The sequence below is a fragment of the Streptomyces sp. NPDC059917 genome, from assembly GCF_042730635.1.
Classification (GTDB): domain Bacteria; phylum Actinomycetota; class Actinomycetes; order Streptomycetales; family Streptomycetaceae; genus Streptomyces.
On the sequence record NZ_JBHWLC010000149.1, the window covers coordinates 1 to 9,355 of the forward strand.

12 protein-coding genes are annotated in these 9,355 nt (G+C 74.4%); 6 read left to right on the top strand and 6 right to left on the bottom strand.

Going from position 1 to position 9,355, the window contains the following annotated elements:
- Positions 1 to 31 precede the first annotated feature (31 nt).
- Entirely contained in the window at positions 32 to 631 is a 600-nt protein-coding gene (locus tag ACFWAR_RS38525; protein ID WP_385788130.1) for a hypothetical protein, read from the bottom strand.
- 2 nt (positions 632 to 633) lie between these two features.
- Positions 634 to 1,176, bottom strand: a complete 543-nt coding sequence (locus tag ACFWAR_RS38530) for a hypothetical protein (RefSeq protein ID WP_385788133.1) — start codon at positions 1,174 to 1,176, stop codon at positions 634 to 636.
- Positions 1,177 to 1,340: 164 nt separating this feature from the next.
- Between ACFWAR_RS38530 and ACFWAR_RS38535 the strand changes: the two genes are divergently transcribed.
- Both ACFWAR_RS38535 and ACFWAR_RS38540 read left to right on the top strand, forming a co-directional pair.
- Positions 1,341 to 1,847 (top strand): hemerythrin domain-containing protein, encoded by a 507-nt coding sequence (locus ACFWAR_RS38535; RefSeq protein ID WP_385788136.1) that lies wholly within the window; start codon positions 1,341 to 1,343, stop codon positions 1,845 to 1,847.
- The gene (locus ACFWAR_RS38540; protein WP_385788138.1) at positions 1,844 to 2,836 is read left to right on the top strand and encodes a cation diffusion facilitator family transporter; all 993 of its coding nucleotides are present in this window, start codon (positions 1,844 to 1,846) and stop codon (positions 2,834 to 2,836) included. The genes ACFWAR_RS38535 and ACFWAR_RS38540 overlap by 4 nt, the downstream gene beginning before the upstream one ends.
- A 4-nt stretch (positions 2,837 to 2,840) precedes the next feature.
- Here the strand turns inward: ACFWAR_RS38540 and ACFWAR_RS38545 are convergent, their stop codons facing one another.
- Positions 2,841 to 3,245 carry a hypothetical protein gene (locus ACFWAR_RS38545; protein ID WP_385788141.1) on the bottom strand — a complete coding sequence of 135 codons (405 nt, stop codon included), beginning with the start codon at positions 3,243 to 3,245 and terminating at the stop codon, positions 2,841 to 2,843.
- 85 nt (positions 3,246 to 3,330) lie between these two features.
- Positions 3,331 to 3,699, bottom strand: a complete 369-nt coding sequence (locus tag ACFWAR_RS38550) for a PRC-barrel domain containing protein (RefSeq protein WP_385788144.1) — start codon at positions 3,697 to 3,699, stop codon at positions 3,331 to 3,333.
- A gap of 261 nt (positions 3,700 to 3,960) precedes the next feature.
- On the opposite strand from ACFWAR_RS38550, the gene ACFWAR_RS38555 reads away from it, so the two are divergent.
- A complete protein-coding gene (locus tag ACFWAR_RS38555) occupies positions 3,961 to 4,338 on the top strand; it encodes an STAS domain-containing protein (RefSeq protein WP_385788161.1) in 378 nt (125 codons plus the stop codon).
- A gap of 9 nt (positions 4,339 to 4,347) precedes the next feature.
- Here ACFWAR_RS38555 and ACFWAR_RS38560 read toward each other — a convergent pair whose 3' ends face one another.
- The gene (locus ACFWAR_RS38560) at positions 4,348 to 5,307 is read right to left on the bottom strand and encodes an AraC family transcriptional regulator (protein WP_385788147.1); all 960 of its coding nucleotides are present in this window, start codon (positions 5,305 to 5,307) and stop codon (positions 4,348 to 4,350) included.
- A gap of 203 nt (positions 5,308 to 5,510) precedes the next feature.
- Positions 5,511 to 6,506 carry a glycoside hydrolase family 26 protein gene (locus ACFWAR_RS38565; RefSeq protein WP_385788150.1) on the bottom strand — a complete coding sequence of 332 codons (996 nt, stop codon included), beginning with the start codon at positions 6,504 to 6,506 and terminating at the stop codon, positions 5,511 to 5,513.
- A 343-nt stretch (positions 6,507 to 6,849) separates the two neighbouring features.
- Here ACFWAR_RS38565 and ACFWAR_RS38570 point away from each other — a divergent pair, with 343 nt between their 5' ends.
- The 3 genes from ACFWAR_RS38570 (at position 6,850) to argB (ending at position 9,084) form a co-directional block, all read left to right on the top strand.
- Positions 6,850 to 7,500 (top strand): hypothetical protein, encoded by a 651-nt coding sequence (locus ACFWAR_RS38570; RefSeq protein ID WP_385788152.1) that lies wholly within the window; start codon positions 6,850 to 6,852, stop codon positions 7,498 to 7,500.
- A gap of 61 nt (positions 7,501 to 7,561) precedes the next feature.
- On the top strand, positions 7,562 to 8,170 hold the full coding sequence (locus ACFWAR_RS38575; protein ID WP_385788155.1) for an isochorismatase family protein: 609 nt from the start codon (positions 7,562 to 7,564) through the stop codon (positions 8,168 to 8,170).
- Positions 8,167 to 9,084 (top strand): acetylglutamate kinase, encoded by a 918-nt coding sequence (gene argB / locus ACFWAR_RS38580; protein WP_385788158.1) that lies wholly within the window; start codon positions 8,167 to 8,169, stop codon positions 9,082 to 9,084. Before ACFWAR_RS38575 ends, argB begins: the two co-directional genes overlap by 4 nt.
- The last annotated feature ends 271 nt before the right edge of the window (positions 9,085 to 9,355 follow it).

A 9,355-nucleotide genomic window follows, 5' to 3' on the forward strand; every position in this document is an offset into this window, starting at 1 on the left:
CCGTCGTGTCGTGTCGCTCCCGGCCCGCGGCTCAGGTGGCGAGCAGCCGGTCGACCAGCGAACGGTAGGCCCTCATCGCCTGTCGCAGGTCCTCCGTGGCCACCTCCTCGCCGCGGTCCCACTGCTTCTCCAGGCCGCCGCGGTGATCGGCCAGCGTGCCCGCGAAGGCCTGCATGACCTCCGCCGCCAGGGTGTCGGCGGACCGGACCGCCTCCCGGGGCTCGTCCACGAAGCGGCCCTGGATCTCCGTCCACCGGGTGCGGTAGCGCTCCGCGTCCGTCACGCCCAGCAGCGGTTCCCCGCCGCCGGCGACGGTCTCGCGCCGCCCGCCCGAGTCCCTGCCCGGAGAGGTCTCGGCCTCACCCGGAGAGGCAGTGGTGTCGCCACCCGGAGGGGTCGCGGTCCGGCCCGCAGAGGTCTCGGCCTCACCCGGAGGGGCAGTGTCGCCGCCCGGAGGGGTCGCGGTTCGGCCCGCAGGGGTTGAAGTCCGGCCCGGAGGGGCCGTGGCCTCGCCCGGGAAGACGGCCGCGTCCCGGTCTTCGGGCCGCTGCGCCGCGTGCGCGAGGTCCTGCGTCGTCGGGACGGGCCCGGAGGTCCGCCCCGGCCGTCGTTCCTCATGGTCCATCGTCATCGTCACCGGCTCCTCTGGTCGGACAACAGCTCCTCGAACAGCGCGCGGTAGTGCACCATCGCCCCGCGCAGTTCCTCGGTCGTCGCCTTTCCCGCACCGCTGCGCACCTTGACGGCATGGGCCGCCCGGTACTCCTCCAGCGTGCGGCCGTGCTCCACCGACAGGTCCCGCAGTTGGTCGTCGAACCCCTCGGTGGGGTACCCGCGTTCGCCCATCAATCGGGTCACGAGTTCGTCCGCCCGCTCCACGGAACCTTCGGGCCGGTCCACGAACTCCTGCTGCACACCGCTCCATTCGTCCGCGTACTGGTGTCGGCGCCCGGCCGACAGCTCCTTGATGTCCAATCGGTCGTGCCGTTCCTCACGGGCGCGCAGATCGCGCTCGGCGGACCGCTTGTCGCCCCGTTCCGCGACGGTGCGCTCGTACTCCGGCCCGAACCTCTCCCGCAGGTGGCGTCGTCTCGTCAAGGTCCACAACAGTGCCGTGAGCGCGATCACGACGACCGCTGCCACGACGATGACGGCTATCAGTGAATTGGTCGACATCTCTGGCCTCCGTTCCGGGGGCTCTCTTCCGTCTCAGACGCGGCTGCCCCCGTCGCCCCGGAACAAACCGAAAGCGATCCGGTCCCCCGCCACGGGGTTTGGACCGGCGCGCATCGAGCAGGCGCCGGACGAAGCCGATTCCCGACAGCAGGAGGTACCCGGGCATGACCGCGCACGAGCAGGAGAACCAGGACGTCGTCGCCATGATCCTCAAGGACCACCGGAGGATGGAGGACCTCTTCCGGCGGATGCGCAGCGTCGAGGCGGATCGGGCGGGCGCCCTGGCCACCTTCTCCGCCCTCCTCGTCGCGCACGGCGAGGCCGAGGAGGCCGAGGTGTACGGCGCCCTGAAGCGGTTCAAGAACGTCGACGACGAAGAGGTGGAGCACGGCGCCGAAGAGCACGCCGAGGGCAACGAGGCGCTCCTCGCGCTGCTGGAGGTCTCGCAGGACGAGGGTTCCGACGTCTGGGACGCGCGCCTGGAGGACCTGTCCAAGGCGGTCTCGCACCACCTGGACGAGGAGGAACGCACGATCCTCAACGGTGCCAGGGAGAACGTCCCCGCCGAGCGGCGGGCCGAACTCGGCAAGGCGTTCCTGCGCGAGCGCGAACGGCAGCTCGCGGCGGACTGCGGCAGCATCGAGAACGTGCGCGCGATCGTACGGGGATGACGGAGCCGGCGGCGCTCGACCGCGGCGGCCGGGACGCGCAGACCCGTAAGACCGTGTGGGTCGCGCTCGCCGCCAACCTCGTCATCTGCGTCGCCAAGGCCGCCGGTGGAGTCGTGACCGGCTCACCGGCGCTGCTGTCGGAGGCGGCCCATTCGATCGCGGACAGCCTCAACGAGGTGTTCCTCCTGGCCTCCCTCAAGCGCAGTCGCCGCCCCGCGGACGCGCGCCACCCCTTCGGCTACGGCATGGAACGGTTCTTCTGGTCGCTGCTCGCAGCCGTCGGGATCTTCGTCACCGGCGGCTGCTTCTCGGTCTTCCAGGGCGTCGAGGCCTTCCGTTCGGGCGGTTCCGCCCCGCGCGAGGGGTACGTCATCGGGCTGGCCGTGCTCGCCCTCGCCCTGGTCGCCGAGGGGGCCTCGCTCGGCCGGGCCGTGTTCCAGGTGCGGCGCGCGGCGCGGGCGGGTGGGCGCGGCATGGTGGCGGAGATCCGCGCGGGCCGCGATCCGGCCCTGCGGACCGTGCTGGCCGAGGACGGCACCGCCTGCGCGGGCGTGCTCCTGGCCATCGCGGGCATCGCCCTGCACATGGTGACCGGTGAGATCGCCTACGAGGCGGCCGCCTCCGTCCTGATCGGCGTCCTGCTCGGCTACGTCGCCTACGTGCTCGGTCGGGCGGCCCGCGTCCAGCTGATCGGCGAGGCCGCCGCTCCCGCGGTCCAGCGGGAGGTCCGCGCGTTCCTGGCTCGGCAGCCGGAGATCGACACGGTCCCCGCGCTGCTGACGATGCGCCTGGCGCCCGGCTCGGTCATGGTGGCCGCGCGCGTCGATCTGACACCGGGCTACGACAGCGAGACCGTGGAGGACGCCATGGTGCGGATCCGGCGCGAGGTGAGCGGCCGCTGGCCGGAGCTGGACCAGGTGTTCCTGGACGTCACGGACGCGGCGGCGACCCGCCGGGACACCGCCGCCCGGCCCTCCCGCCCTACCTGAGGGGTCACGTCCGACGCCGGGTCCCGCGGTGGGTCATGGGGGTGACCACGGCGCTCACGAGGGCGGTCGCGGCCAGGCTCCCCGCCACGACGAGCCCGACGCCGATCACGAACAGACCGCTGGAATCGTCCGACCAGTCGTACCCCGCGGCGACGCCCAGACCGGCCGTGGTGCCGAGCACGTAGACCGCGCCGCCGTAGCGGGCGACGATCGCGTACGCCGGTAGCAGCAGGGTCACCACGAGCCCGACGACCTGCCAGGCCGCGTACGGTCCGGTCGTCGTGCCGTCGGGGTGCACGTCGCGGTGCTGGTCCCATCCCAGCCAGGCGGCCCACACCCCCGAGGCCAGCGCGGCGGTCACCAAGGCCGCCGACACGCGGTGCACGGGCTTCGCGAGGTCTCGTCCCATGCCCCAAGCCTCCCCCATCCGGCCCGACTTCGCAGCGGCGCGGCAGGAACTGCCGGACCGGGGCGGCCGGGGGGCGGACGGGGGATCAGGCCGGGCGACCGGTGCGGGACGCGGCGAAGCCGTAGTACGTGCTGAGTTCGGAGCGGAAGTCCGCGCTCCCGAAGTGTTTGTCCCGGTCGAAGTCGGGGGCCTCTTCGATCTCGGCCCGGAAGAGGTCGACGAGGATCCGTCGGGCCTCCTCGTCGACCCCCGTGATCGCGCGGACCGGGAGGAGCGCGTCCTTCGCGCGGGTCCACGGTCCGGTGCGGACCAGCAGGTAGGCGGATCCGATCGCCTCGGAGTGCCCGTCGACCTCGCCGACGGGCCCCTCGGGCGCCGCCACCTCGTAGCCGGTCAGGTCCATGCCCGGCCGGTAGCCCGAGCTCTGTTGGTACGCCCACACGTGTGTGTTCACGAACTGCAACTCCCTCACCCGGGACGCACGCCCCATTGCCGCCCGGCTGCCCGCTGCGGCCGATCGGAAACCCCTCCGGTCGACCGTCCACCAAACGAACGGGGTCCGCCGCAGGTCCCGCCGTTCCTTCGTTTGCCGTGCTGACGGATCCGCCCGCTCCGCCGTAGCGTCGGCCCGGGCAGCGAGCGAAGCCGGCCCGATCGTGACCACGGCCGCCCGTGGTCGGCGCCCGCATCCGACACGAGGAGTCGCGTGACCCCGATGGACGTCCCGGCTCCGCAGAGCGTCACCGTCGTCACCCATCACGACGTCAGCGTCGTCACGCTCGCCGGTGACATGGACCTCGACCACGTCGACGCCCTGCGCGCGGTCCTGCCGCAGGTCTGCAGCGGCGTCGGGGCGCCCGCACGCGTGGTCATCGACCTCGGCCGGCTCACCTTCTGCGACTCCACCGGCCTCAACGCGCTGCTCCAGGCCCGGCTGATGTGCGTCGCCAGCGGGCGGACGCTGGCCCTGAGCCGTCCGGGCCCGCAGGTGGCGCGCCTGTTGAGCATCACGGGCGCCGACACCCTCTTCGAGGTCGCCGAGCCCGGTGAGCTGCCGCCCGACGGCGCGCAGCCGTCCGCGCCGTCGCCCTGACGCGCCCGCTCAGGCCCGCCGGGTGCCGAGGGCCACGGACGGCGCCACGCCGTACGCCCGTCGGTGGGCGGCGGCGAACCGGCCCTGGTGGGCGAAGCCCCACCGGGCGGCGACGGTGGAGACGGTCGTGCCGTCCCCGGGGTCCGCGGCGAGCAGTTCGGCGTGCGCGCGGGCCAGTCGGACGCGGCGCAGGTGGCCGAGCGGCGTCGTACCGGCGTGCGCGCGGAAGGCGTACTGGACCGCGCGCGGGCTGACGGGGATCGACGCGGCGATGTCCGCGAGGGTGATCTCGCGGTGGGCGTGGGCCTCGATGAACTCGACGGCGCGGCGCAGGGTGTCGCCCCCGGCGTCGCGGGTGTCCCGCGGTCCCTCCTGCGCGCCGTGGGCGGTGTGCGGCAGTGTCGCCAGGACCGTCGCCGCCAGGTGCTGGGCAGCGGTGGAGACGAGCAGCCGGTCGCCGTCGGGGGAGGCGGACACCTCGTCCAGGACGTGGTCGCGCAGGTAGGCGACGGCCGCGCCCAGCCTGCGGTTCGCGGCCGCGTCGACCGGTCGGGCGCCGGTGATCCGCACCTCGTCGCCCCCGGGCAGGGAGGAGACCCGGGCCAACAGCCCGGGGTCGAACATCGTGATCGTGTACCGGGCTTCGTGGACGCGGCCCGCGTACGGCCGGTCGTGGGGGGCCAGGAGGAAGGTCTCGCCCGGCCCGAACACCTCGTGGCGACCGTCGGTGGTGTCCGCGATCGTCCCGGAGTGCATCGTCACCAGGCACACCTTGCCCAGGCAACCCGCGTCGTAGGCCATCGTGTAGCCGAAGGCCAGGCGGTCCACGCTCAGTCCGCCCGCCGCCGTGCGGGAGATCCGCGCCCGGGTGTCCGCGGGGCGGCCGCCGATCCGCATGGGGGTGTAGGCCGAGGACAGGAACTCCTGCGTGGCTTCCAGGTTCCCGCTGCTGAAATGAAGGCTCTCCACCCGGCTTCTCCCTCCCCGGTCACCCGGCGCCCCTTCGGCACCGCATGGCATCGCGTTCCCCGTTGGCGTGCCCTCGCGGCGGGTGCTGCGGTGGGATCGGCGGACGCGGCCCAGGATAGCGTGCGGGCCCCCGGGCGCTCCGCACATCGCGAACTGCGCTGCGGCGTGCGGAACTTGCGCACGGCCCCGGCGGCGCCGGGGCGTCAGCGGACCCGGTGGGTCGAGAGGAACTCCTGGAACACGCGGGCGGAGCGCGGGTTCTTGGTGCACTGCCACACGCCGTGCGGGCAGTAGTCGGTGATGCTCTGGTAGACCGGCTCGTGGTCGGCGATCCAGCCCAGCATGTTCCGCATGTACGCCGGGTTGTCGCCGCGGCGGAACAGCCCCCACTCGGGGTACGAGATCGGTTTGCCGTGCTGCCGGGCGAAGTCGACCTGGTGTTGGAGTCCGTAGGGCTGGGTGACCTGTTCCTCGAAGGTGTTGCCGGGGGGCTGGTCGTACGAGTCCATGCCGATGATGTCGACCACGTCGTCACCCGGGTAGCACCTGGTCCAGGCGATGGCGTCGATGCCCCGGTTGGGGGCGAAGTCGAACTGGAACCGCTCGCCCTCCACGGAGCGCATGGCGGCCACGATGCGCCGCCAGTACCCCTTCCAGCTCTCCGGTTCGGGGCGGCACCGGTGCGTGTAGTTGAAGCCGTTCATCTCCCAGCCGAGCACGATCACGGTGTCCGGCAGCCCGAGCCCGACCAGGCGCTGGGCGAGCCGGCGGAAGTGCTGGTCGTTGGCGCCGCGCGCGCCGGAGCGGAGCAGCTCGGCGACCCGGCGGTCGGGGACCCCGCCCTCGTTGTTCTGGAGCATGGGCACGTTCAGGACGAACAGCCGGTCGGGCCGCTCACGGCGCCAGCGCGCCCAGCTCTCCAGGGAGTCGGGCGCCCCCTCGATGTTGGCCCAGGTGTCGCCCGGCAGGTAGGTGTGCCCGGCGCGCAGCTCGGTCCCCCCGAGCCAGCGCGAGAGCCCCCGCATCCGGTCGACGCCGGGCGTTCCGTAGTGGAGGTAGGCGCCCACCGCGATCTCGTCCCCGCCTGCGCGCGCGGAGGCGTCGTGCCGCGCCGGGGCGAGGGCGCCACCGGTGACGAGCAGGCCGACGGTGATCGCTGCGGTGCAGGCACCGGCCGTCCAACGGCGTCTGCGGGACACGGGTCCTCCGGGGATCGAGGGTCGAGGCGGTGATCGATGGTCGAGGCGGCGGTCGAGGCGGTGGTCGATTGCACACCATGAAAGCCGGACATGTCGGCCGCCGCCTCCCGGCGGCCCCGGCCGGCGGACACGGGCGCCCGCCCCGGCCCGCGCGGCGGCCGCGCGTGCGGGCGCACGGGACCGGCCCGACCGGGTCGAAGTGGGGCGTGCTGGACAACCGAGGGGTCAGATTCCTACAACCGCCCGATCGGGGTCGCCGATCGGCGGCTCCGACGGCGGACAGGGGCGCCGTCGACGGCGGATTCTTCGATGTCAGGTACATCTGACCGAAACGGGGACATCCGTGTACGAGCACGTGGCCGAGCGCAGTGCGCCGGCCGGGACGGCAGGGCCCGCCGGGCGGGCCGAGCGGGCGGCGCGGGTCGTGGAGCGGCTGGCCGACCGGGACGACGTCGAGCGCGAGCTGCGCGAGGCGCTGGGTCTGCGGCCGAGCCAGCGGGACGACACCGTGGCCCGGATGGCGGAGGCCCTGCGGGCCGCCGCGCAGGGGCTACCGGGGCCGGCGGTGGCGGTGGCCGCGGGGGTTCCGGAGCGGATGCTGCGGGCGTGGGCCGAGCAGGACCCCGCCTTCGCGGCGGCGTGGGGGGCGGCCCGGACGTTGGCCGCCGTGCACGGCGCGGGTGGCGAGGCGACCCCCGCGGCCCTGCGGGTGGTGCTCGACGCCGTGGGGCGCGGGGCGTCGTGGCCGGCGGCCGCCCGGCTGGCCGGTTCGTCGATCCGGCGCTTCAACCGGCTGCGGCGCACGGCTCCGGGCGTGGAGTCGCTCCTGGTCGCGGCGCAGCAGCGGCGCGCCCGGACCGTACGGCAGGCGCGCGCCGGTCGGGCCGGGCCGCCGGATCGGGCGGCGGAAGTCGATCCGGCGGGCGGGGGCCGGTACCGGCTCGTGGCACTGGACGATCCGCTCCTCTCCCCGACCGGGGGACGCGTGAGTTAGGTTAGCCTTACCTAAGAAATTGAGCGGCGACCGGCCGCTCCGTCCGAGGGGGACTCCGGTCATGGAGCTGCTCGACATCACGCCCTACCCGATGCCCACCGAAGCCGACCTGCCGCCTTCGAACGCGGCCTCGACCGTCGATCCCGGGCGGGCCGCCCTGCTGGTCCTCGGCATGCAGCCGCGGTTCCTGCGGGCCTTCCCGGCGGACACCGCGCCGGGCACCGCCCTGCGCGCGAACACCCGGGCCCTGCACGCGGCCGCCCGGGCCCACGGGATCCCCGTCGTGTTCGGCCGGGCCCCCGCGGGTCCCGACCCCGGCAACGGCGCCGAACACCACGGGCCCGGCCCGTACGCCGGAGCGCCGGTCCCCGAGCGCGGGGACCACGTGGTCGCGTACGTCCGGGAGAACGCCTTCCTCCGCAGCCACCTCGGCCGCGTCCTCGCCCGCGCGGGGCGCGACCAGCTGCTGCTGTGCGGCCTGTTCGCCGCCGGAGGGGTGGCGCGCACCGCCGCCGACGCCCGGGAGCACGGCTTCGAGACCTTCGTCGCGGCGGACGCCGTGGCCGACGCCGGCCCGCGACAGCACCGGTTCGCCCTGCGCTGGGCCGCCACCCGGTGCGGCGCGGTCCGCACCACCCGATCCCTCATCCAGGAAATGGAACGCCGATGACCAGCCGTCCCGCCCCGCCCGCCGCGCCCACCTCCCGCCGGGCCCGGGCGCGCACCGTGATCGAGGCGCTGCCGTGGCTGGAGCGGTACCGGGACCGCACGGTCGTGGTGAAGTTCGGCGGCAACGCGATGGTCGACGAGGACCTCAAACGCGCCTTCGCCGCCGACGTGGTGTCCCTGCGCTACGCGGGCCTGCGGCCGGTCGTGGTGCACGGCGGCGGCCCGCAGATCAGCGCGCTGCTGCACCGCCTGGACCTGGAGGTGTCCTTCGCGGCGGGGCTGCGGGTGACCACCCCGGAGGTGATGGAGGTCGTACGGATGGTGCTGGCGGGTCAGGTGCAGCGCGATCTGGTGGGGTTGATCAACGAGCACGGGCCGTTCGCGGTCGGGATGACCGGCGAGGACGCGCGGACCCTGACCGCCGTGCGGCGCCCGGCCGTCGTCGACGGCCACCCGGTGGACATCGGCCTCGTGGGCGAGGTCGTGTCGGTGGACCCGGACACGGTGAACGCACTGCTGGACCGCGGCCGGATCCCGGTGGTGTCGCCGGTGGCGCGCGGCACGGACGGCCAGGTGTACAACGTCAACGCGGACCTGGCGGCCGCGGCGCTGGCGGCGGCCCTGGGCGCGGAGAAGCTGGTGGTGCTGACCGACGTGGCCGGTCTGGTGCCGGACTGGCCGCGCGGGACGACCGTGGTGGACCGGCTGACCGTCGGCGAACTGACCTCCCTGATGCCGACGTTGGACGGCGGGATGGCCCCGAAGATGGAGGGCTGCCTGCAGGCCGTCCGGGGCGGTGTCCCGATGGCCCACGTCCTGGACGGGCGGGTGCCGCACTCGCTGCTGCTGGAGGTCTTCACCGACGAGCCGGTGGGCACCTGCGTGGTGCCCGACCCGTCCGGAGCGCCGCGGTGAGCGGCCGCACGGCCGTCGCCTGGCGACGGTGCGTCACGCGCTGGTGTGCCACGTGGGTGGTCCGGGGCGCCCCGCCCGCCCGGCGACGTCCAAGCAAGAGGTCGACCCCATCCAACGGGACGCCCTGAAAAAACGTTCCGGCCGTACGCGTACCGGCCACTCCCGCGTCCCCTCCCACCCGCTCGGCCGCCCGCCCGAACCCGCGCCCCCGTCCGCCCGCGCACGACCGCGCGGGCCCGGGGCGCGGCCCGCGGGCCCGGCCGGGGCGGCC

Coding starts and splice junctions, on each gene's coding strand:
- ACFWAR_RS38575 (WP_385788155.1), top strand. CDS start 7,562: ATGGAGCTGCTCGACATCACGCCCTACCCGATGCCCACCGAAGCCGAC.
- ACFWAR_RS38525 (WP_385788130.1), bottom strand. CDS start 631: ATGACGATGGACCATGAGGAACGACGGCCGGGGCGGACCTCCGGGCCC.
- ACFWAR_RS38540 (WP_385788138.1), top strand. CDS start 1,844: ATGACGGAGCCGGCGGCGCTCGACCGCGGCGGCCGGGACGCGCAGACC.
- ACFWAR_RS38545 (WP_385788141.1), bottom strand. CDS start 3,245: ATGGGACGAGACCTCGCGAAGCCCGTGCACCGCGTGTCGGCGGCCTTG.
- ACFWAR_RS38530 (WP_385788133.1), bottom strand. CDS start 1,176: ATGTCGACCAATTCACTGATAGCCGTCATCGTCGTGGCAGCGGTCGTC.
- argB (WP_385788158.1), top strand. CDS start 8,167: ATGACCAGCCGTCCCGCCCCGCCCGCCGCGCCCACCTCCCGCCGGGCC.
- ACFWAR_RS38535 (WP_385788136.1), top strand. CDS start 1,341: ATGACCGCGCACGAGCAGGAGAACCAGGACGTCGTCGCCATGATCCTC.
- ACFWAR_RS38555 (WP_385788161.1), top strand. CDS start 3,961: ATGGACGTCCCGGCTCCGCAGAGCGTCACCGTCGTCACCCATCACGAC.